21 protein-coding genes are annotated in these 22,323 nt (G+C 65.3%); all 21 read left to right on the top strand.

Annotation, left to right across the window (positions count from 1 at the left end; all coding sequences use genetic code 11):
- The first annotated feature begins 154 nt into the window (after positions 1-154).
- The 21 genes from FM069_RS00305 to nuoL all read left to right on the top strand — a co-directional run bounded on the left by FM069_RS00305 (position 155) and on the right by nuoL (position 22,285).
- Entirely contained in the window at positions 155-598 is a 444-nt protein-coding gene (locus FM069_RS00305) for an NUDIX hydrolase (RefSeq protein ID WP_143486133.1), read from the top strand.
- A gap of 66 nt (positions 599-664) precedes the next feature.
- The gene (gene mnmA / locus FM069_RS00300; protein WP_143486132.1) at positions 665-1,780 is read left to right on the top strand and encodes a tRNA 2-thiouridine(34) synthase MnmA; all 1,116 of its coding nucleotides are present in this window, start codon (positions 665-667) and stop codon (positions 1,778-1,780) included.
- On the top strand, positions 1,777-2,397 hold the full coding sequence (gene hflD / locus FM069_RS00295; protein ID WP_143486131.1) for a high frequency lysogenization protein HflD: 621 nt from the start codon (positions 1,777-1,779) through the stop codon (positions 2,395-2,397). The genes mnmA and hflD overlap by 4 nt, the downstream gene beginning before the upstream one ends.
- A gap of 2 nt (positions 2,398-2,399) precedes the next feature.
- A complete protein-coding gene (locus tag FM069_RS00290; protein WP_143486130.1) occupies positions 2,400-3,269 on the top strand; it encodes a DMT family transporter in 870 nt (289 codons plus the stop codon).
- A gap of 84 nt (positions 3,270-3,353) precedes the next feature.
- A complete protein-coding gene (gene purB, locus FM069_RS00285) occupies positions 3,354-4,724 on the top strand; it encodes an adenylosuccinate lyase (RefSeq protein WP_143486129.1) in 1,371 nt (456 codons plus the stop codon).
- A 63-nt stretch (positions 4,725-4,787) separates the two neighbouring features.
- A complete protein-coding gene (locus FM069_RS00280; protein ID WP_143486128.1) occupies positions 4,788-5,954 on the top strand; it encodes a ribosomal protein uL16 3-hydroxylase in 1,167 nt (388 codons plus the stop codon).
- Complete coding sequence (locus tag FM069_RS00275) at positions 5,947-6,372, top strand: GNAT family N-acetyltransferase (protein WP_143486127.1); 426 nt, start codon at positions 5,947-5,949, stop codon at positions 6,370-6,372. Before FM069_RS00280 ends, FM069_RS00275 begins: the two co-directional genes overlap by 8 nt.
- A 13-nt stretch (positions 6,373-6,385) precedes the next feature.
- Positions 6,386-7,018, top strand: a complete 633-nt coding sequence (locus FM069_RS00270) for a DUF7931 domain-containing protein (protein WP_143486126.1) — start codon at positions 6,386-6,388, stop codon at positions 7,016-7,018.
- Positions 7,015-7,824: a secretin N-terminal domain-containing protein gene (locus tag FM069_RS00265; RefSeq protein ID WP_143486125.1), complete on the top strand. Its 810-nt coding sequence runs from the start codon at positions 7,015-7,017 to the stop codon at positions 7,822-7,824. The genes FM069_RS00270 and FM069_RS00265 overlap by 4 nt, the downstream gene beginning before the upstream one ends.
- Before the next feature lie 457 nt (positions 7,825-8,281).
- A complete protein-coding gene (locus FM069_RS00260; protein ID WP_143486124.1) occupies positions 8,282-9,877 on the top strand; it encodes an isocitrate lyase in 1,596 nt (531 codons plus the stop codon).
- A gap of 457 nt (positions 9,878-10,334) precedes the next feature.
- Entirely contained in the window at positions 10,335-10,748 is a 414-nt protein-coding gene (locus FM069_RS00255) for an NADH-quinone oxidoreductase subunit A (protein WP_143486123.1), read from the top strand.
- Between the two features lie 10 nt (positions 10,749-10,758).
- Positions 10,759-11,436 (top strand): NuoB/complex I 20 kDa subunit family protein, encoded by a 678-nt coding sequence (locus FM069_RS00250; RefSeq protein ID WP_143486122.1) that lies wholly within the window; start codon positions 10,759-10,761, stop codon positions 11,434-11,436.
- 54 nt (positions 11,437-11,490) lie between these two features.
- Positions 11,491-13,272 (top strand): NADH-quinone oxidoreductase subunit C/D, encoded by a 1,782-nt coding sequence (nuoC, locus tag FM069_RS00245; protein WP_143486121.1) that lies wholly within the window; start codon positions 11,491-11,493, stop codon positions 13,270-13,272.
- 10 nt (positions 13,273-13,282) lie between these two features.
- Complete coding sequence (nuoE, locus tag FM069_RS00240; RefSeq protein ID WP_143486120.1) at positions 13,283-13,783, top strand: NADH-quinone oxidoreductase subunit NuoE; 501 nt, start codon at positions 13,283-13,285, stop codon at positions 13,781-13,783.
- Complete coding sequence (gene nuoF / locus FM069_RS00235) at positions 13,780-15,144, top strand: NADH-quinone oxidoreductase subunit NuoF (protein ID WP_143486119.1); 1,365 nt, start codon at positions 13,780-13,782, stop codon at positions 15,142-15,144. Before nuoE ends, nuoF begins: the two co-directional genes overlap by 4 nt.
- A gap of 190 nt (positions 15,145-15,334) precedes the next feature.
- A complete protein-coding gene (nuoG, locus tag FM069_RS00230; protein ID WP_143486118.1) occupies positions 15,335-18,070 on the top strand; it encodes an NADH-quinone oxidoreductase subunit NuoG in 2,736 nt (911 codons plus the stop codon).
- A complete protein-coding gene (nuoH, locus tag FM069_RS00225; RefSeq protein ID WP_143486117.1) occupies positions 18,067-19,059 on the top strand; it encodes an NADH-quinone oxidoreductase subunit NuoH in 993 nt (330 codons plus the stop codon). Before nuoG ends, nuoH begins: the two co-directional genes overlap by 4 nt.
- A 10-nt stretch (positions 19,060-19,069) precedes the next feature.
- Positions 19,070-19,618, top strand: coding sequence for an NADH-quinone oxidoreductase subunit NuoI (gene nuoI / locus FM069_RS00220; RefSeq protein WP_143486116.1), 549 nt, complete (start codon positions 19,070-19,072; stop codon positions 19,616-19,618).
- 9 nt (positions 19,619-19,627) lie between these two features.
- Entirely contained in the window at positions 19,628-20,128 is a 501-nt protein-coding gene (gene nuoJ / locus FM069_RS00215; RefSeq protein WP_143486115.1) for an NADH-quinone oxidoreductase subunit J, read from the top strand.
- A 4-nt stretch (positions 20,129-20,132) separates the two neighbouring features.
- Positions 20,133-20,441 carry an NADH-quinone oxidoreductase subunit NuoK gene (gene nuoK, locus FM069_RS00210; RefSeq protein WP_143486114.1) on the top strand — a complete coding sequence of 103 codons (309 nt, stop codon included), beginning with the start codon at positions 20,133-20,135 and terminating at the stop codon, positions 20,439-20,441.
- On the top strand, positions 20,438-22,285 hold the full coding sequence (gene nuoL / locus FM069_RS00205) for an NADH-quinone oxidoreductase subunit L (protein WP_143486113.1): 1,848 nt from the start codon (positions 20,438-20,440) through the stop codon (positions 22,283-22,285). The genes nuoK and nuoL overlap by 4 nt, the downstream gene beginning before the upstream one ends.
- Positions 22,286-22,323: the final 38 nt, after the last annotated feature.

Genomic DNA, 22,323 nt, shown 5'->3' with positions numbered 1-22,323 from the left:
CAGCGCTGGCAAGGCTTCGCCCCACGTCGGGGCGCACTACAGAAACGCTACACGGCAGCGCTTCGGAGAATTTCCAAGCCTAGCAGTTCCCCCGCTGACCCGCCCGGGAACGACGCGCTACCATGGCCGACCCGCATCGAGAAGGAACCGCCCCATGCGCTTCACCCCTCATGTCACCGTCGCCACCGTCGTTGAGGACGACAGCCGCTTTCTGCTGGTGGAGGAGCTCGCCGACGGTCGCGCCGTATTAAATCAGCCTGCCGGGCATCTGGAAGCCGACGAAAGTCTGATCCAGGCCGCCTTGCGCGAAACCCTCGAGGAAACCGGCTGGGAAGTGGAGCTGACCGCGGTGACCGGCATCTACCTCTATGCCGCGCCGTCGAACGGAGTGACCTACCAGCGCGTCTGCTTCGCCGCCCGCCCCGTGCGCCAGACCGACTCGCCCCTGGACGAGGGAATCATCGGCCCGCGCTGGCTGACCCGCGAGGAGCTGGTCGCCCAGCCGGAGCGCTGGCGCAGCCGACTGGTACTGCGCTGCATCGACGATTACCTGGCCGGCGAACGCTTCCCCCTGGCGCTGATCCGCACTGGTAGCTGACGGTCGCGCCCGACGCGGCATCTGTTAGACTCGCGACCTTTTCCGCAGTCATCCGTCCGTATTCCTATGCATGATCCAGCCACCACCCGCGTGATCGTCGGCATGTCCGGCGGCGTGGACTCCTCGGTCTCCGCCTTGCTGCTGCTGGAACAGGGCTACCAGGTGGAAGGCCTGTTCATGAAGAACTGGGAAGAGGATGACGGGACCGACTACTGCACCGCCCGCGAAGACCTGGCGGATGCCCAGGCCGTCTGCGAGCGCATCGGTATCCCCCTGCACACGGCCAACTTCGCGGCGGAATACTGGGACAACGTCTTCGAGCATTTCCTCGCCGAATACAAGGCCGGTCGCACGCCCAACCCGGACATCCTCTGCAACCGCGAGATCAAGTTCAAGGCGTTCCTCGACTATGCCCTGAGCCTGGGCGCCGACCTGATCGCCACCGGGCACTACGTCCGCCGCCGCGATATCGACGGCCGCAGCGAACTGCTCAAGGGCCTGGACCCCAACAAGGACCAGAGCTACTTCCTCCATGCCGTGGGCGGCGAGCAGATCGGCAAGACCTTGTTCCCCGTCGGAGAACTGGAAAAGCCCCAGGTCCGCGCCATCGCAGAGCGCCATGGCCTCGCCACGGCCAAGAAGAAGGATTCTACCGGCATCTGTTTCATCGGCGAGCGCCGCTTCAGCGATTTCCTCAAGCAATACCTGCCGGCGCAGCCGGGCAACATCGAAACCACCGAGGGCGACGTTATCGGCCGCCACATGGGGTTGATGTACCACACCATCGGCCAGCGCCAGGGGCTGGGCATCGGTGGGCTCAAGGACGCCGGCGAGGCGCCCTGGTACGTGCTGGTCAAGGACCTGTCGCGGAACGTGCTGGTGGTAGGCCAGGGCAACGCGCATCCGCTGCTGTTTTCCCGCGCCCTGCTGACCTCGGAGCTGTACTGGGTCAATCCGGTCCAGCTGGACGCGCCACGTCGCCTGACCGCCAAGGTGCGCTATCGGCAGCAGGACCAGGCGTGCACCCTGGAGCGCACGGCCCATGGCTACCGCGCAGTGTTCGACGTGCCCCAGCGGGCAGTGACGCCGGGCCAGTCGGTGGTGTTCTACGACGGTGAGGTTTGCCTGGGCGGTGGCGTGATCGAGCAGGCCGAACCCTGCCTCCAGGAGGAGCACCCATGACGCCGGCCCAGGAGCAACTGGTCGCCCTGGGGGCGGTGTTCAACGCTGCCGCCCTGGTGGACCGCCTGGCCAAGACCGGCCAGATCAGCGAGCCGCCGCTGGGCTGCATGATCGGCAGCCTGCTGGTACGTGACCCGCCCACCACGCTGGACGTGTACGGCGGCGACGACCTGAACCTGCGCGAAGGCTACAAGGCCCTGGTCAGCGCCCTGGAGCGCGACCCCAACAGCCTGCAGCGCGAGCCGCTGCGCTATGCCCTGGCCCTGCTGGGCCTCGAGCGGCAACTGGCCAAGCGCGACGACATGCTGGCGACGATCGGTACCCGCCTGGACCAAATCCAGCAGCAGGTCAGGCATTTCGGGGTCACCCACGAGAACGTGATCGCGGCCTGCGGCGGCCTTTATGAGGACACCCTGAGTACGTTCCGCCAGCGCATCCAGGTGCATGGCGAGATGCGCTTCCTGCAGCAGGCCAGCAATGCGGCGAAGATCCGTGCCCTGCTCCTCGCCGGCATCCGCGCCGCACGCCTGTGGCGTCAACTGGGCGGCCATCGCTGGCAACTGGTGTTCAGCCGCCGCAAATTGCTCAGCGAGCTTTATCCCATGATGCGCCGCTGAGCATGGCGACACCCCTCCGCCCTCGCGCCGTTCGGCCAGTCTTGGGGGCTGCGCTGCTGGCGCTTTCCACCCTGCTGTTCTCGCTCATGGGCGTCGGCATCCGGGAACTCTCGGGCACGGTGAACAACGAGTCGGTGGTGTTCTTCCGCAACCTGGTTGGCGTCCTGTTCTTCCTGCCGCTGGTGCTGGTGAAAGGTCCGGGGCCGCTGAAGACCAAACGCCTAGCCTCCCACCTGTGGCGGACCACCTACGGCCTGGCGGCCATGTACTGCTTCTTCTACGCCATCGCCCACCTGCCCCTGGCCGATGCCATGCTCTTCACCTACTCGGCACCGGTCTTCACCCCCTTAATCGCCTACTGGTGGCTGAAGGAGCCCCTCAGTCGACGCATCCTGCTGACCAGCCTGGTGGGCCTGGCGGGCGTGTTCCTGGTGGCCAAACGGTCGGAAGCGCTGCTCGACAGCCAGGCCCTGGTGGGGGTCGCCGCCAGCCTGCTGGCCGCCTTCGCCTTCGTCTCGATCCGCGAAATGAGCGACAGCGAGCCGGCCTTCCGCATCGTCTTCTACTTCGCCCTGTTCAGCACACTCATCTCCGCGATCCCCTTGACCTGGGCCTGGCAGCCCCTGAGCAGCCATCAACTGGCCCTGTTGTTCCTGGTAGGCCTGCTGGCCACCATCAGCCAGATCGTCATGTCGAAAGCCTACGCCCTCGCCCCGCCGGGGATCATCGGGCCGTTCGCCTACCTGGCCATCGTCTTTTCCGGGATCATCGCCTGGCTGCGCTGGGGCGAGGCACCCGACACGGGCTCGCTGCTGGGGGCGCTGCTGATCATCGCCTCGGGGCTGCTCTCGGTGTCGCGCCGGCGAACCTGACGCTCGTCCGCAGCCCGGGCCGGGTGGCGGAATTCGTGTATGATACGCGCCCTCTTTCGTTGACCGACGCCGAGAACGCCCTCCATGCAGCTCTCCTCGCTCACCGCGGTATCCCCCGTCGATGGCCGCTATGCCGGCAAAACCGAGGCCTTGCGGCCGATCTTCAGCGAGTACGGCCTGATCCGTTTCCGCGTCATGGTGGAGGTCCGCTGGCTGCAGCGGCTGGCCGCCCATGAGGGTATTCCTGAGGTCGCCCCGTTCTCCCAGGAAGCAAACGCTCTCCTCGACCGCCTGGCCACCGACTTCCAGCTGGAGCACGCCGAGCGCATCAAGCAGATCGAGCGCACCACCAACCACGACGTCAAGGCGGTGGAATACCTGCTCAAGGAACAGGCCGCCGGGCTGCCCGAGCTGGCCAAGGTCAGTGAATTCATCCACTTCGCCTGCACCAGCGAGGACATCAACAACCTGTCCCATGCCCTGATGCTGCGCGAAGGCCGCGACAACGTGCTGCTGCCGCTGATGCGGCAGATCGCCGAGGCGATCCGGGCACTGGCCCACCGCTTCGCCGACGTCCCGATGCTGTCGCGGACCCACGGCCAGCCGGCCTCCCCCACCACCCTGGGCAAGGAACTGGCCAACGTCGTTTACCGCCTGGAGCGGCAGATCCTGCAGGTGGCCGGCGTGCCGCTGCTGGGCAAGATCAACGGCGCCGTGGGCAACTACAACGCCCACCTGTCCGCTTACCCCAGCCTGGACTGGGAGGCCAACGCCCGCGCCTTCATTGAGAAGGACCTGGGCCTGGCCTGGAACCCTTACACCACCCAGATCGAACCCCACGACTACATCGCCGAGCTGTTCGACGCCATCGCCCGCTTCAACACCATCCTGATCGACTTCGACCGGGACGTCTGGGGCTACATCTCCCTGGGCTACTTCAAGCAGAAGACCGTGGCCGGCGAGATCGGCTCGTCCACCATGCCGCACAAGGTCAACCCGATCGACTTCGAGAATTCCGAAGGCAACCTGGGTATCGCCAACGCCCTGTTCCAGCACTTGGCCAGCAAGCTGCCGGTCTCCCGCTGGCAGCGCGACCTGACCGACTCCACCGTGCTGCGCAACCTGGGCGTCGGTATCGCCCACAGCGTGATCGCCTACGAAGCCAGCCTGAAGGGCATCGGCAAGCTGGAGCTCAATGCCGCGCGCATCGCCGAGGACCTGGACGCCTGCTGGGAAGTGCTCGCCGAGCCGATCCAGACGGTGATGCGCCGCTACGCCATCGAGAATCCCTACGAGAAACTCAAGGAGTTGACGCGCGGCAAGGGGATCAGCCCGGAAGCCCTGCAGACGTTCATCGACGGACTGGACATGCCGGCGGAGGCCAAGGCCGAGCTGCGCACCCTGACCCCGGCCGGCTACACCGGCAACGCTGCCGCCCAGGCCAAGCGGATCTGACCGGCCAACCCGCTTCGCACGCCCGGCTGTGCCGGGCTTTTTTATAGCCCAAGGTAACCGTCCATGAACCCCGATCTCCCGCTCCAGCTTCTCGGCGGCCTCAGCGCCCGCGAATTCCTGCGCGACTACTGGCAACGCAAGCCTCTGCTGATCCGTCAGGCCAAGCCCGGGTTCGAGAGCCCGATCAGCCCGGACGAGCTGGCCGGCCTGTCCCTGGAAGACGAGGTGGAATCGCGCCTGGTGGTGGAGCATGGCGAGCAGCCCTGGGAACTGCGCCGCGGCCCGTTCACCGAGGAGACCTTCCAGGATTTGCCGGAGCGGGACTGGACGCTGCTGGTGCAGGCCGTGGACCAGTTCGTCCCGGACGTGGCCGAACTCCTGAAGGAATTCCAGTTCCTGCCGAGCTGGCGGATCGATGACGTGATGATCAGCTTCGCCGCGCCGGGCGGCGGGGTCGGCCCGCACTACGACAACTACGACGTGTTCCTGCTCCAGGCTCATGGCCGACGTCGCTGGAAGATCGGTCAGATGTGCGACAACCAGAGCCCGATCCTGCCCCATGGCGACCTGCGCATCCTCGCCGACTTCCAGCAGACCGACGAGTGGGTGCTGGAACCGGGCGACATGCTCTACCTGCCGCCGCGCCTGGCCCACTTCGGCACCGCCGAGGATGACTGCATGACCTTCTCCGTGGGCTTCCGCGCGCCCAGCGCTGCCGAAGTGCTCACTCACTTCACCGATTTCCTCGCCCAGTTCCTGCCGGACGAGGCGCGCTACAGCGATGCCGCCAGCGAGCCGGTGGAAGACCCGCACCAGATCCAGCGTGATGCCCTGGTGCGATTGAAGGCCCTGCTGGACGAGCACATGGGCGACGAGCGCCTGCTGCTCACCTGGTTCGGCCAGTTCATGACCGAGCCCCGCTACCCCGAACTGGTCTCGGGCACGGAAGTCGAAGAGGAACCGTTCCTCGGCGCCCTGGAAGACGGCGCCGTGCTGGTACGCAACCCTAGCGCTCGGCTGGCCTGGTCGGAAGTGGAAGACCAGCTGGTGCTGTTCGCCAGCGGCCAGAGCCGCCTGCTCCCGGGGCACCTGCGTGACCTGCTGAAACTGATCTGCGCCGCTGACGCGCTGTATCTCGACAACCTCGGGCCATGGCTGGCCGACGATGAAGGAAGGACCCTGGTATGGGAACTGGTCAAACAAGGAAGTCTGGAGTTCGCCGATGACTGACATCGATATCCGCGTCGCGGACTGGCACAAGGACAACGCCGCGCTCCGCCGCATCCGGGAAACCGTCTTCATCGGCGAGCAGGCGGTTCCGCCGGAACTGGAGTGGGACGCCGACGATGCCGATGCCGTGCACTTCCTGGCCTACGAGGGCGAGTACCCCATCGGCACGGCGCGTTTGCTGCCGGACGGGCAGATCGGCCGGATGTCGGTCCTCAAGGATTGGCGAGGCCTGAAGGTGGGCGACCGCCTGCTGCGGGCCGCCATTGAGGAGGCCGAGCGGCGCGGTCTGCGCAAGCAGATGCTCAGCGCTCAGGTCCAGGCCACGCCGTTCTACGAACGCCACGGCTTCTCGGTAGTCAGTGATGAATACCTGGATGTCGGTATCCCCCATGTGGACATGGTGCGCCACAGCGACTGAAGCGGAGCCCGCGATGAACGAAGACGCCCCGGAAGACCTCATGGACGCGGACGAACTGCCCGCCATCGAGTTCGATTCTCCGGGGCGTTTCAGCATCCATAACCCACAAACCGTCCCGGTCCAGGCCTCGACATCCCGGGAACCCGCGCCCTTCGTGCTGGGCGAGCAGGACAGCCTGCAGCGCTTCAACACCCCGGACGACGCGCGCGCCCACGCCCTGGCGCTGATGCAGCAAGCCCGGCGCAGCCTCTGCATCTACACCCCCGACCTCGAACCCTGGCTGTACCACCACAGCAGCATCCAGGAGGCCTGCACGCGTTTTCTTATCGCTCATCCGAGGAATCGCCTGCGCATTCTCGTGCGCGACGTCACCCGTGCGGTGAAAGAGGGTAGCCGCCTGCTGACCCTGACCCGCCGCCTCTCCAGCAACTGCCATATCCGCAAGCTGAACCCCGACTACCCCAATGAAGAAGCCGCCTATCTGTTGGCGGATACCCACGGCCTGTTGCTGAGGCCGGAGCCCGAGCACTATGCCGGCTACGCCCTCTACAACCACCCGGGGCACATCCGCTCGCGCCAGGCCGCGTTCGACCAGGCCTGGGACAGCAGCCTCAGCGACCCCGACCTGCGGAGCTTCCTGCTATGACCCTGCGCCCGCCGCTCCTCGCCCTGCTGCTGGCCTGCAGCCTGCCGCTGCACGCCGAAACCGAGGTCATCCCACTCAACTACCGCACGCCCGAGGACATTCTGCCGACCCTCCAGGCGGTGGTCGGCAATTCGGGCCGGATCAGCGCCTATGGCAGCCAGCTCATCGTCAACGCCTCGCCGGGCAAGATCCAGGAAATCCGCAGCCTGCTGGCGCAGCTGGACACCCGTCCGAAACGCCTGCTGATCACTGTGGACACCAACGAGAACCGCTCCGACGACGCCAGCGGCTACTCGGTGAACGGCTCCGCCAGCGTCGGCGGCGTGCACGTGGAGACCGGTCAGGGCGCGGGTCGCGGGCGCGACCAGGTGCGGATCATCAACCGCAGCACCCAGGGCCGTACCGGAAGCAGCCAGCAGATCCAGGCCAGCGAGGGCTACCCGGCATTGATCCAGGTCGGCCAGAACGTGCCGCTGACCACCACCAGCCGCGATCCCTATGGGCGGGTCTACCAGTCCACCCAGTACAGCGCGGTGACGCGCGGGTTCTACGTCACCGCCCAGGTGACCGGCGAAACCGTCCACGTCGCCCTCAGCAGCAACAACGATCGACTGAGCCAGACCCGTCCGGGTGTGATCGACGTGCAGAGCGCGGATACCCAGGTCACCGGGCGCCTGGGCGAATGGCTGACGGTGGGCGGGGTGAGCGAGGACAGCCAGTACGACAGCAACGGCGTGCTGCAGCACCGCGCGACCCAGGGCCGCAGCGATACGCAGATCCGCCTGAAGGTGGACCTCGCGGAATGATGAGAGTGACCGGCGAGTCCATCCTTTAACCATGTAGTGCCGATAAAAAAACACTACAAAACGTTTGACGAACCTCCGCCCCGAGGGGCATGATGACCCCGCTCCCGCTGATCAGGGGTTCCGAAAGGGGCCTCCGGAACGCTCCGGCTCACCGCCGCGACGGTCCGTGTTGCGACGCCCACAAGGCCGTTCGACGAGATGGCGACTGGAACGAAAGTTGTCCTGAGGGACGGGGAAGCGTTTGTAGATCAGCCGGTTTCGGCTCACGTCGGATCGTACCCAGCGGCAGCCACGAGCCAGGGTCGAGTCGACGGGCCACCCGACGCGTCACCCCTCCCCCTCCCGAGCAGCGTCTCGTCCAGCGTCACCCTTCGAACTCCATGAGCGAACCCGCAACGACCTTCAGGTTTTGAGTGGGAAGTCGGTGCTCAACCAATACATTTTTGAAGGATTGACCATGTCCGCTTATCAAAACGACATCAAAGCCGTAGCCGCTCTGAAAGAGAAAGCCGGAAACAGCTGGAGCGCGATCAACCCGGAATCCGTCGCCCGCATGCGCGCGCAGAACCGGTTCAAGACCGGCCTGGATATCGCCAAGTACACAGCGGCCATCATGCGCAAGGACATGGCCGAGTACGACGCCGACGCCTCCGTCTACACCCAGTCTCTGGGTTGCTGGCACGGCTTCATCGGTCAGCAGAAGCTGATCTCCATCAAGAAGCACCTGAAGACTACCAACAAGCGCTACCTCTACCTGTCGGGCTGGATGGTCGCCGCCCTGCGCTCCGAGTTCGGCCCGCTGCCGGACCAGTCGATGCACGAGAAGACCGTCGTCGCCGGCCTGATCGAAGAGCTCTATACCTTCCTGCGCCAGGCCGACGCCCGCGAAATGGACCTGCTGTTCACGGCGCTGGACGCCGCCCGCGCCTCCGATGACCAAGCCAAGGCCGCGGACATCCAGGCGCAGATCGACAACTTCGAAACCCACGTCGTACCCATCATCGCCGACATCGACGCCGGCTTCGGCAACCCGGAAGCCACCTACCTGCTGGCCAAGAAGATGATTGAAGCGGGTGCCTGCTGCATCCAGATCGAGAACCAGGTGTCCGACGAGAAGCAGTGCGGCCACCAGGACGGCAAGGTGACCGTTCCCCACGCCGACTTCCTCGCCAAGATCAACGCCGTGCGCTACGCCTTCCTCGAACTGGGCGTGGACGATGGCGTGATTGTCGCCCGTACCGACTCCCTGGGCGCCGGCCTGACCAAGCAGATCGCCGTGACCAACGAGCCGGGCGACCTGGGTGACCTGTACAACTCCTTCCTGGACTGCGACGAGATCAGCGCCTCCGAGCTGAAGAACGGCGACGTGGTGATCAACCGCGAAGGCAAGCTGCTGCGTCCGAAGCGTCTGCCGTCCAACCTGTTCCAGTTCCGCAAGGGCACCGGTGAAGACCGCTGCGTGCTGGACTGCATCACCTCGCTGCAGAACGGCGCCGACCTGCTGTGGATCGAGACCGAGAAGCCCCACGTGGGCCAGATCAAGGCCATGGTCGACCGCATCCGCGAAGTCATCCCCAATGCCAAGCTGGTCTACAACAACAGCCCGTCCTTCAACTGGACCCTGAACTTCCGCCAGCAGGTGTTCGATACCATGGCCGCCGAGGGCAAGGACGTGTCCGCCTACGACCGCGCCAAGCTGATGAGCGTCGACTACGACGAGACCGAGCTGGCCAAGATCGCCGACGAGAAGATCCGCACCTTCCAGCGCGACGGTTCCGCCCAGGCCGGTATCTTCCACCACCTGATCACCCTGCCGACCTACCACACCGCGGCCCTGTCCACCGACAACCTGGCGAAAGGCTATTTCGCCGAGGAAGGCATGTTGGCCTACGTCAAGGGCGTTCAGCGTCAGGAACTGCGCCAGGGTATCGCCTGCGTCAAGCACCAGAACATGGCCGGCTCCGACATCGGCGACAACCACAAGGAATACTTCGCCGGCGAAGCGGCCCTGAAGGCCAGCGGCAAAGACAACACCATGAACCAGTTCCACTGATCGCGTAGGCGATTCGGAAAGCCCCGGCAGCGATGCCGGGGCTTTTTTATGCCCCGGAAAAAAAGATGGCATAAGCCATATGTCCTACCGGGGAAACACCCGCCTCGCCCACGCTCCAAGTTGGCCGGACGACTGTTGTCCTCATGTAGTGAACGACACTTAGCCAATCAAATGATAATGAATATCATCTTTCCGAAAGAATGAATTATCCGTCGCGCACTTCGGTCCACTCAGAGACTTTCGGAACTTCTCGACAAACCCTTGCGGGCCGCGGGTTACAGCGGACTTGACGGAATTCGGGCCGCCTTTCAGGGCAACTTTTTAAAACGCAAAAATTTACTTGGGTAGGAGAACGGGCCTAAAATTGTCCGAATAGATTGCTGGGGAATCAGTGGGTTGCCAGCAAATGACAATACGAACATAGCGAACGCCATTGCTTGCCTAAGGAGTTTCCGGCATGTCGGAAGCCACAACGCTCATGACTCACAACTGGTCTTTCGGCATCTTCCTGCTGGGTGTCGTCGGCCTCTGCGCCTTCATGATCGGCGTTTCCAGCCTGCTTGGCAGCAAGGCATGGGGTCGCAGCAAGAACGACCCCTTCGAATCGGGCATGCTCCCCACCGGCAACGCCCGCCTGCGTCTCTCCGCGAAATTCTATCTGGTCGCGATGCTCTTCGTGATCTTCGACGTCGAAGCCCTCTTCCTCTTCGCCTGGGCCGTCTCCGTTCGCGAAAGCGGCTGGGCCGGGCTCATCGAGGCTACCGTTTTCATAGCAATTCTGTTGGCAGGTCTTGTCTACCTATGGCGGATCGGCGCGCTCGACTGGGCGCCCGAAGGCCGTCGTAAGCGGCAGGCCAAGCTAAAACAATGAGGCTTTGGCGATGCAATACAAACTTACCCGGATCGATCCGGATGCGCCTAACGAGCAGTATCCGATCGGCGAACGGGAGACCGTAGGCGATCCTCTGATCGAGGGTCAGGTCCACAAGAACATCTTCATGGGCAAGCTTGAGGATGCGCTGAACGCAACGGTTAATTGGGGGCGCAAGAATTCCCTTTGGCCGTACAACTTCGGCCTGTCCTGCTGCTACGTGGAAATGACCACCGCCTTCACCGCCCCACACGACATCGCTCGTTTCGGCGCGGAAGTGATCCGGGCTTCGCCACGCCAGGCGGACTTCATGGTCATCGCCGGCACCTGCTTCATCAAGATGGCACCGGTCATCCAGCGGCTCTACGAGCAGATGCTGGAGCCCAAGTGGGTGATCTCCATGGGCGCCTGTGCGAATTCCGGTGGCATGTACGATATCTACTCGGTCGTTCAGGGCGTGGACAAGTTCCTGCCCGTGGACGTCTACATTCCCGGCTGCCCGCCCCGTCCGGAAGCGTTCCTGCAAGGCTTAATGCTGCTGCAGGAATCCATCGGACAGGAGCGCCGTCCGCTGTCGTGGGTCGTTGGCGATCAGGGCGTCTATCGCGCTGAGATGCCTTCGCAACGCGAGCAGAACCGCGAACGGCGGATCCAGGTCACCAACCTGCGCAGCCCCGACGAAGTCTGAACGGCCTCCCGAGAGCCCGCTCATTCCCGACGTTGATCGATAGCGACCGAGACCATGATTGCAGACACCGCGCTGTCCGTTCCGCCATACAAGGCCGATGACCAAGACGTCGTCGGCGAACTCGTTGCCCGCTTCGGCACCGAGGCCTTCACCGTCCAGTCCACCCGCACCGGCATGCCGGTCCTCTGGGTGGCCCGCGAGCGCCTGATCGAGGTACTCGGTTTCCTGCGCCACCTGCCACGCCCCTACGTGATGCTCTATGACCTGCACGGTCTCGACGAGCGCCTGCGGACCCAGCGCCGCGGCCTGCCGGACGCCGACTTCACGGTCTTCTATCACCTGCTCTCGATAGAACGTAACAGCGACGTGATGATCAAGGTCGCGCTGGCCGAAAGCGACCTGAACCTGCCCAGCGTCACCGCCATCTGGCCCAACGCCAACTGGTACGAACGGGAAGTCTGGGACCTGTTCGGCATTCATTTCACCGGTCACCCGCACCTGACCCGCATCCTGATGCCGCCGACCTGGACCGGGCATCCGCTGCGCAAGGACTACCCGGCGCGGGCCACCGAGTTTGATCCCTTCAGCCTGTCGGTCGCCAAGCAGAACCTGGAAGAGGAAGCGGCCCGCTTCCGCCCCGAAGACTGGGGCATGAAGCGCGGCAACGAGAACGAGGACTACATGTTCCTCAACCTCGGCCCCAACCACCCGTCTGCCCACGGTGCCTTCCGCATCGTGCTGCAGCTGGACGGCGAGGAGATCGTCGACTGCGTCCCGGACATCGGCTACCACCACCGTGGCGCCGAGAAGATGGCGGAGCGCCAGTCCTGGCACAGCTTCATCCCCTACACCGACCGCATCGATTACCTGGGCGGGGTGATGAACAACCTGCCCTACGTGCTTTCGGTCGAGAAGCTCGCCGGCATCAAGGTGCCGGACCGCGTGGATTTCATCCGTGTGATGATGGCGGAGTTCTTCCGCATCACCAGCCACCTGCTGTTCCTGGGCACCTACATCCAGGACGTGGGCGCCATGACCCCGGTGTTCTTTACCTTCACCGACCGCCAGCGCGCCTACAAGGTGATCGAGGCCATCACCGGCTTCCGCCTGCACCCGGCCTGGTACCGCATCGGCGGCGTGGCCCACGACCTACCGAAGGGCTGGGACCGCCTGGTGAAGGAATTCGTCGACTGGCTGCCCAAGCGCCTGGACGAATACGAGAAGGCCGCGCTGAAGAACAGCATCCTCAAGGGCCGCACCATCGGCGTCGCCCAGTACACCACCCAGGAAGCCCTGGAATGGGGCGTGACCGGTGCCGGCCTGCGTTCCACCGGCCTGGACTTCGACCTGCGCAAGGCCCGTCCCTACTCCGGCTACGAGCACTTCGAGTTCGAGGTACCACTGGCCCACAACGGCGACGCCTACGACCGCTGCATCGTGCGCGTCGAGGAGATGCGCCAGAGCGTGCGGATCATTGAGCAGTGCCTGCGCAACATGCCAGAGGGCCCGTACAAGGCGGACCACCCGCTGACCACGCCGCCGCCCAAGGAGCGCACGCTGCAGCACATCGAGACCCTGATCACCCACTTCCTGCAGGTCTCCTGGGGCCCGGTGATGCCGGCCAACGAGTCGTTCCAGATGATCGAGGCCACCAAGGGCATCAACAGTTATTACCTGACCAGCGACGGCAGCACCATGAGCTACCGCACGCGCATCCGCACGCCCAGCTACCCGCACCTGCAGCAGATTCCTTCGGTGATCCGCGGCAGCATGGTCGCCGACCTGATCGCCTATTTGGGCAGTATCGACTTCGTCATGGCCGACGTGGATCGCTGAGGAGACCCCCATGAGCAATGCAGCCCTGATCCAGACCGACCGTTTCGTCCTCAGCGAGACCGAACGCTCGGCCATCGAACACGAGATGCACCATTACGAGGACCCGCGCGCCGCCTCCATCGAGGCGCTGAAGCTGGTCCAGAAGGGACGTGGCTGGGTGCCGGACGGCGCCATCTACGCCATCGCCGAGATCCTCGGGATTCCCGCCAGCGACGTGGAAGGCGTGGCCACCTTCTACAGCCAGATCTTCCGCCAGCCGGTCGGACGCCACGTGATCCGCGTATGCGACAGCATGGTCTGCTACATCGGTGGCCATGAGTCGGTGGTCGGCGCCATCCAGCAGCAGCTGGGCATCGGGCTCGGCCAGACCACCGCGGACGGCCGTTTCACCCTGCTGCCGGTCTGCTGCCTGGGCAACTGCGACAAGGCACCGGCGCTGATGATCGACGACGACACCCATGGCAACGTCCAGGTGGATGGCGTGGCCACGCTGCTGGAGGCCTACGTATGACGCTCACCTCCATGGGTCCGGCCAACCGGATCGCCCGTACACCGGAAACCCACCCGCTCACCTGGCGCTTGCGCGAGGACGCCGAGCCGGTGTGGCTCGACGAATACCGCCAGAAGGACGGCTATGTCGCCGCCCGCAAGGCCCTCACCGAACTGGCCCAGGCGGACATCGTCCAGCAGGTCAAGGATTCCGGCCTCAAGGGCCGCGGTGGCGCCGGCTTCCCCACCGGGGTGAAGTGGGGCCTGATGCCGGCCGACGAATCCATGAACATCCGCTACCTGCTGTGCAACGCGGACGAGATGGAGCCGAACACCTGGAAAGACCGCCTGCTGATGGAGCAACTGCCCCACCTGTTGGTGGAAGGCATGCTGATCAGCGCCCGGGCCCTCAAGGCCTACCGCGGCTACATCTTCCTGCGTGGCGAGTACGTCGACGCGGCGCGTAATCTCAATCGCGCCATCGCCGAAGCCAAGGAAGCCGGCCTGTTGGGCAAGAACATCCTGGGCAGCGGCTTCGATTTCGAGCTGTTCGTCCACACCGGCGCCGGTCGCTACATCTGTGGCGAGGAAACCGCGCTCATCAACTCCCTGGAGGGCCGCCGCGCCAACCCGCGGGCCAAGCCGCCCTTCCCCGCCGCGGTCGGCGTCTGGGGCAAGCCCACCTGCGTGAACAACGTGGAAACCCTGTGCAACGTGCCGGCGATCGTCGGCAACGGGGTGGACTGGTACAAGTCCCTGGCGCGACCAGGCAGCGAGGACATGGGCACCAAGCTCATGGGTTTCTCCGGCAAGGTGAAGAACCCCGGCGTCTGGGAACTGCCCTTCGGCCTTCCGGCCCGCGAGCTGTTCGAGGACTACGCCGGCGGCATGCGCGATGGCTTCACCCTGAAGTGCTGGCAGCCCGGCGGCGCTGGCACCGGCTTCCTGTTGCCGGAGCACCTGGACGCCGCCATGTACGCCGCCGGCATCGGCAAGGTGGGCACCCGGATGGGGACCGGCCTGGCCATGGCGGTGGACGACAGCGTCAACATGGTATCCCTGCTGCGCAATATGGAGGAGTTCTTCGCCCGCGAATCCTGCGGCTGGTGCACGCCGTGCCGCGACGGGCTGCCCTGGAGCGTGAAGATCCTGCGCGCCCTGGAGCGGGGCGAAGGCCGCGCCGAGGACCTCGAGACCCTGCTGGGCCTAGTCAACTTCCTCGGCCCAGGCAAGACCTTCTGTGCCCATGCCCCTGGCGCGGTCGAGCCGCTGGGCAGCGCGATCAAGTATTTCCGCTCGGAATTCGAGGCGGGCGTGAAGCCGGTGGCGGACTCGCGAGTGAGCCTCGAGAGCGGTCGGCCGGTCGCCGCACCGATGGTATGAACGCATGAAAGCGACCCGGACCGGGTCGCGCAGCCGTCCCCGCATGCGGGACGGCAGGATGCCAGTCGAGGCCAATGGCCTCCTCGTCCGCTGCCACCGGTCCGTTTCGCAGCACGTCGCGGCGACGTCGACGGTGCACACAAGAATTCCATTAGCCAATCCGCTTCGGCGGGTAGATGAAGACTGAACCATGGCCACTATCCACGTAGACGGCAAAGACCTAGAAGTCGATGGGGCGGACAACCTGTTGCAGGCCTGTCTCTCCCTCGGCCTCGACATCCCCTACTTCTGCTGGCACCCGGCGCTGGGCAGCGTCGGCGCCTGCCGCCAGTGCGCGGTCAAGCAGTACACCGACGAGAACGACAAGCGCGGCCGCCTGGTGATGTCCTGCATGACCCCGGCCACCGACAACACCTGGATTTCCATCGAGGACGAAGAGGCCAAGGCTTTTCGCGCCAGTGTGGTCGAGTGGCTGATGACCAACCACCCGCATGACTGCCCGGTGTGCGAGGAAGGCGGCCATTGCCACCTGCAGGACATGACGGTGATGACCGGGCACAACGCCCGTCGCTATCGCTTCACCAAGCGCACCCACCAGAACCAGGACCTCGGCCCGTTCATCGCCCACGAGATGAACCGCTGCATCGCCTGTTACCGTTGCGTGCGCTACTACAAGGACTACGCGGGCGGGACCGACCTGGGCGTCTATGGCGCCCATGACAACGTCTACTTCGGCCGCGTCGAGGACGGCGTGTTGGAAAGCGAGTTTTCCGGCAACCTCACCGAGGTCTGTCCGACCGGGGTGTTCACCGACAAGACCCACTCCGAGCGCTACAACCGTAAGTGGGACATGCAGTTCGCCCCGAGCATCTGCCATGGCTGCTCCAGCGGCTGCAACATCAGCCCCGGCGAGCGCTATGGCGAGATCCGCCGCATCGAGAACCGCTTCAACGGCTCGGTGAACCAGTACTTCCTCTGCGACCGTGGCCGGTTCGGCTACGGCTACGTCAACCGCGAGGATCGCCCCCGCCAACCCTGGCTGCGGGACGGCGATAGCGTGCACACCATCGGCCTCGACCGGGCCCTGGACGAAGCCGCTGCCCGCCTGCAAGGCAAGCGAGTCATCGGCATCGGCTCGCCCCGGGCCAGCCTGGAAAGCAACTTCGCCCTGCGTGAACTGGTGGGCGAGGCCAATTTCTATTCCGGCATCGCCGCCCGCGAGCTGGAGCGTCTCGAGCTGATCCGCGACATCCTGAAGAACGGCCCGCTGCCGGTGCCGACCCTGCGCGACATGGAACAGCACGATGCGGTGTTCGTGCTCGGCGAGGACCTGACCCAGACCGCGGCACGTATCGCGCTGGCCCTGCGCCAGGCGGTCAAGGGCAAGGCCACCGACATCGCCGCCTCGATGAAAATCCAGGACTGGCACATGGCCGCCGTGCAGAACGTCGCCCAGCACGCCCTGAACCCTCTGTTCATGGCCACCGTGGCGGACACCCGCCTGGACGACGTCGCCGCCGAGTGCGTGCATGCCGCACCCGACGACCTGGCGCGCATCGGTTTCGCCGTGGCCAACGCCATCGACCCGAGCGCACCGGCGGTGGACGGCCTCGACGAGGAAGCTCGCGCCCTCGTGCAACGTATCGCCGATGCCCTGCTGGCCGCCACGCGCCCGCTGGTGGTGTCCGGTGCGTCCCTGGGCAGCCGCGCCCTGATCGAAGCGGCGGCGAACATCGCCGGCGCGCTTAAGAATCGCGAAAAGGATGGCTCTCTCAGCCTGGTAGTGCCGGAAGCCAACAGCATGGGCATGACCCTGCTGCTGGGCGAGCAAGGCGCCGGGCGCTCTCTGGAAGCTGCGCTGCAAGCCCTCACCGCCGGTGAGGCCGAGGCGGTGGTGGTGCTGGAGAACGATCTGTATCGCCGCGTGGATGCCGCCCTGGTGGACGCCGCCCTGCAGGCCGCCCAGGTCGTGGTGGTCGCCGACCACCAGCGTACGCCGACCCTGGAACGTGCCCATGTGGTGCTGCCGGCGGCCAGCTTCGCCGAAGGCGACGGTACCCTGGTCAGCCAGGAAGGCCGTGCCCAGCGCTTCTTCCAGGTCTACGACCCGTCCTACTACGACGCCGGCATCCTGGTCCGCGAAGGCTGGCGCTGGCTGCATGCCTTGCACACCACCCTGCAAGGCCGCGCCATCGACTGGACCCAGCTGGATCAGGTGACCGCCGCCTGCGCCGACGCGCAACCGGTGCTGACCGGCATCCGCGATGCAGCGCCGTCCGCCTCGTTCCGCATCAAGGGCCTGAAGCTGGCCCGCGAGCCGCACCGCTACAGCGGCCGCACCGCCATGCGCGCCAACATCAGCGTCCACGAGCCGCGCCAGCCCCAGGACACGGATTCGCCGTTCGCCTTCTCCATGGAAGGCTATTCCGGCGCCAAGGAGGATCGCCAGCAGATCCCGTTCGCCTGGTCCCCGGGCTGGAACTCGCCCCAGGCCTGGAACAAGTTCCAGGACGAAGTGGGTGGCCACCTGCGCGCCGGCGACCCCGGCGTGCGCCTGCTGGAAGCCCGCGGCACCGTGTTGCCCTGGTTCTCCGCCCCGGCCTCGTTCAACCCTGCGCCGGGCACCTGGCAGGTAGTGGCGCTGCATCACCTGTTCGGCAGCGAGGAAAATTCCTCCCGCGCCGCGCCGATCCAGGCTCGCATGCCCCAGCCCTACGTGGCCCTGGCCCGCGAGGAAGCGGCACGCCTGGGCGTCAACGACGGCGCCTGGCTGAGCCTGAACCTGGGGGAGCGCACCCTGCGCCTGCCGGTGCAGGTGCGTGAGGACCTGGGCATCGGTCTGGTGGGCCTGCCTGTCGGCCTGCCCGGCATTCCGGCGGGAGTCGTCGGTGCCGTCGCCACTGCCCTGCAGGAGGCCGCGCAATGAGCTGGCTGACTCCCGAGATCATCGATGTGCTCATCGCCTGCATCAAGGCGATCGTGGTCATGCTCGCCGTGGTGGTATCCGGTGCACTGCTGAGCTTCATCGAACGCCGCCTGCTGGGCCTCTGGCAGGACCGCTACGGTCCCAACCGGGTCGGCCCGTTCGGCATGTTCCAGCTCGGTGCGGACATGGTGAAGATGTTCTTCAAGGAAGACTGGACGCCGCCGTTCGCCGACAAGGTGGTCTTCACCCTGGCCCCGGTGATCGCCATGAGCGCCCTGCTGATCGCCTTCTCGGTAATCCCGATCACCCCGAGTTGGGGGGTTGCCGACCTGAATATCGGCATCCTGTTCTTCTTCGCCATGGCCGGCCTGTCGGTGTACGCCGTGCTGTTCGCCGGCTGGTCGAGCAACAACAAGTTCGCCCTGCTCGGCAGCCTGCGCGCCTCGGCTCAGACCGTGTCCTACGAGGTGTTCCTGGCGCTGTCGCTGATGGGGATCGTGGCCCAGGTGGGCTCGTTCAACATGCGCGACATCGTCGATTACCAGGCGCAGCACCTGTGGTTCATCATTCCGCAGTTCTTCGGCTTCTGTACCTTCTTCATCGCAGGCGTCGCGGTCACCCACCGCCACCCCTTCGACCAGCCGGAAGCGGAGCAGGAACTGGCGGACGGCTACCACATCGAGTATGCCGGCATGAAATGGGGCATGTTCTTCGTCGGCGAGTACATCGGTATCGTGATGATCTCGGCGCTGCTGGTGACCCTGTTCTTCGGCGGCTGGCACGGCCCGTTCGGCATCCTGCCGTCCCTGTCGTTCCTCTGGTTCGCCCTGAAGACCGCCTTCTTCATCATGATCTTCATCCTGCTGCGCGCCTCCATCCCGCGGCCGCGCTATGACCAGGTCATGGCCTTCAGCTGGAAGTTCTGCCTGCCGCTGACCCTGATCAACCTGCTGGTGACCGGCGCCGTCGTGCTGGCCTCGGCCCAGTAAGGAGAGAACCATGTTCAAATACATCCTGGAGGTGGTGCTCGGCACCTTCACCCAGCTGCGCAGCCTGGTGATGGTCTTCGGCCACACCTTCCGCAAGCGCGACACCCTGCAGTACCCGGAAGAGCCGGTCTACCTGCCGCCCCGCTACCGCGGCCGCATCGTGCTCACCCGCGACCCCGACGGCGAAGAGCGCTGCGTGGCCTGCAACCTCTGCGCGGTGGCCTGCCCCGTGGGTTGCATCTCGCTGCAGAAGGCCGAGACCGAGGACGGACGCTGGTACCCGGAGTTCTTCCGCATCAACTTCTCCCGCTGCATCTTCTGCGGGCTCTGCGAAGAGGCCTGCCCGACCACCGCGATCCAGCTCACCCCGGATTTCGAAATGGCCGAGTTCAAGCGTCAGGACCTGGTCTACGAGAAGGAGCACCTGCTGATCTCCGGACCGGGCAAGAACCCCGACTACAACTTCTATCGCGTCGCAGGCATGGCCATCGCCGGCAAACCCAAGGGTGCCGCGCAGAACGAAGCCGAGCCGATCAACGTGAAGAGCCTGCTGCCCTAAGGAGACGCTGTGGAATTCGCTTTCTATTTCGCCGCTGGCGTCGCCGTGCTGTCCACCCTGCGGGTGGTCACCAACCGCAACCCGGTGCACGCCCTGCTGTACCTGATCATCTCCCTGCTGGCCGTGTCGATGGTGTTCTTCAGCCTCGGCGCGCCCTTCGCCGGCGCCCTGGAAATCATCGTCTACGCCGGCGCCATCATGGTGCTGTTCGTCTTCGTGGTGATGATGCTCAACCTCGGCCCCGCCGTGGTGGAGCAGGAACGCAAGTGGCTGCAGCCGGGTGTGTGGATCGGCCCGGGCCTGCTCTCCGCCGCCCTGCTGGTCGAACTGCTCTACGCGCTGTTCGCCGTTTCCAGCGGCGCGGGCGTCGGCCAGGTCACCGTGGACGCCAAAGCCGTCGGCATCAGCCTGTTCGGTCCCTACCTGCTGGTGGTGGAACTGGCCTCCATGCTGCTGCTGGCAGCCCTGGTAGCCGCCTATCACCTCGGCCGTCACGAAGCGAAGGAATAACGCCATGCATTCGATTCCCATGGAACACGGACTGGCCCTGGCCGGCGTGCTGTTCAGCCTCGGGATGCTGGGGCTGATGGTGCGCCGTAACATCCTGTTCGTTCTGATGAGCCTGGAAGTGATGATGAATGCCGCCGCCCTGGCCTTCGTGGTGGCCGGCGCGCGCTGGGCCCAGGCCGACGGCCAGGTGATGTTCATCCTGGTCATCACCCTGGCCGCGGCCGAGGCCAGCATCGGCCTGGCGATCCTGCTGCAGCTGTATCGCCGCTTCCATACCCTCGATATCGACGCAGCCAGCGAGATGCGCGGATGAACCTTCTATTCCTGACGTTCCTGTTCCCTCTGCTCGGCTGGCTGCTGCTGTCGTTCTCCCGCGGGCGTTTCTCGGAAAACCTCTCGGCACTGATCGGCGTAGGCTCGGTCGGCCTGTCCGCCCTCACCGCGGCCTGGGTCATCGTCCAGTTCAACGTGGCACCGCCGGAAGGCCGCGTCTTCACCCAGGTGCTCTGGCAGTGGATGTCGGTGGCCGGTTTCGCGCCGAGCTTCACCCTGTACCTGGACGGCCTGTCCGTCACCATGCTCGGCGTGGTGACCGGCGTCGGCTTCCTGATCCACCTGTTCGCCAGCTGGTACATGCGCGGCGAGGAAGGCTATTCCCGCTTCTTTGCCTACACCAACCTGTTCATCGCCAGCATGCTGTTCCTCGTGCTGGGCGATAACCTGCTGTTCCTGTACTTCGGCTGGGAAGGCGTGGGCCTCTGCTCGTACCTGCTGATCGGCTTCTACTACAGCAACCCGAACAACGGTAACGCGGCCCTCAAGGCTTTCATCGTCACCCGCATCGGCGACGTGTTCATGGCCATCGGCCTGTTCATCCTGTTCCAGCACCTGGGCACGCTGAACATTCAGGAACTGATGGTCCTCGCGCCGCAGAAATACGTGGCCGGCGATACCTGGCTATGGCTCGCCACCCTGATGCTGCTGGGCGGTGCGGTGGGCAAGTCGGCCCAGTTGCCGCTGCAGACCTGGCTGGCCGACGCCATGGCCGGCCCGACCCCGGTGTCGGCGCTGATCCACGCCGCTACCATGGTGACCGCGGGCGTGTACCTCATCGCCCGCACCCACGGGCTGTTCCTCCTGACCCCGGACATCCTGGAGCTGGTGGGCATCGTCGGTGGTACCACGCTGGTCCTGGCCGGCTTCGCGGCCCTGGTGCAGACCGACATCAAGCGCATCCTCGCCTACTCCACCATGAGCCAGATCGGCTACATGTTCCTCGCCCTCGGCGTGGGAGCCTGGGACGCGGCGATCTTCCACCTGATGACCCACGCCTTCTTCAAGGCACTGCTGTTCCTCGCGTCCGGCGCAGTGATCAACGCCTGCCACCACGAGCAGAACATCTTCAAGATGGGCGGCCTGTGGAAGAAGCTGCCATTGGCCTATGCCAGCTTCATCGTCGGCGGCGCAGCCCTGGCAGCGCTGCCGCTGGTCACGGCGGGCTTCTATTCCAAGGACGAGATCCTCTGGGAAGCCTTCGCCAGCGGCCACCAGGCATTGCTGTACGCAGGCTTGGCCGGTGCCTTCCTCACCTCCATCTACACCTTCCGGCTGATCTTCATCGCCTTCCATGGCGAGGCCAAGACCGAAGCCCATGCCGGCCACGGTGTGGCCCACTGGTTACCGCTGGCCACCCTGATCGTGCTGTCCACCTTCATCGGCGCCCTGATCACCCCGCCCCTGGCCGGCGTCCTGCCGGAAAGCGCCGGACATGCCGGTGGCGAGGCCAAGCACAGCCTGGAGATCGCCTCGGGCGCCATCGCCCTCGCCGGTATCCTGCTGGCCGCCCTGCTATTCCTCGGCAAGCGTCGCTTCGTCGGCGCGGTGGCCCAGAGCGCGCCGGGTCGCTTCCTCGGTGCCTGGTGGTACGCCGCCTGGGGCTTCGACTGGCTGTACGACCTGCTCTTCGTCAAACCCTATCTGCTTCTCTGTCGGCTGCTCGGGCGTGACCCGATCGACCGCGGCATCGGCCTGGTCCCGCGCCTGGTGCGTGGCGGCCACGCCGTCCTCAGCCGCACCGAGACCGGCCATGTGCGCTGGTACGCGGTATCGATCGTGGGCGGAGCGGTTCTGCTGCTCGCCGCCGTTCTTCTGGCCTGACCCGACCATGCGTCTTTGCGAAAGGAATTGAGCCCGTC

It is taken from the genome of Pseudomonas mangiferae (genome assembly GCF_007109405.1).
Taxonomy (GTDB): Bacteria; Pseudomonadota; Gammaproteobacteria; order Pseudomonadales; family Pseudomonadaceae; genus Pseudomonas_T; species Pseudomonas_T mangiferae.
The sequence above is the reverse complement of the archived record's forward strand: the minus strand, read 5'-3'. Positions and strand labels throughout refer to the sequence as shown.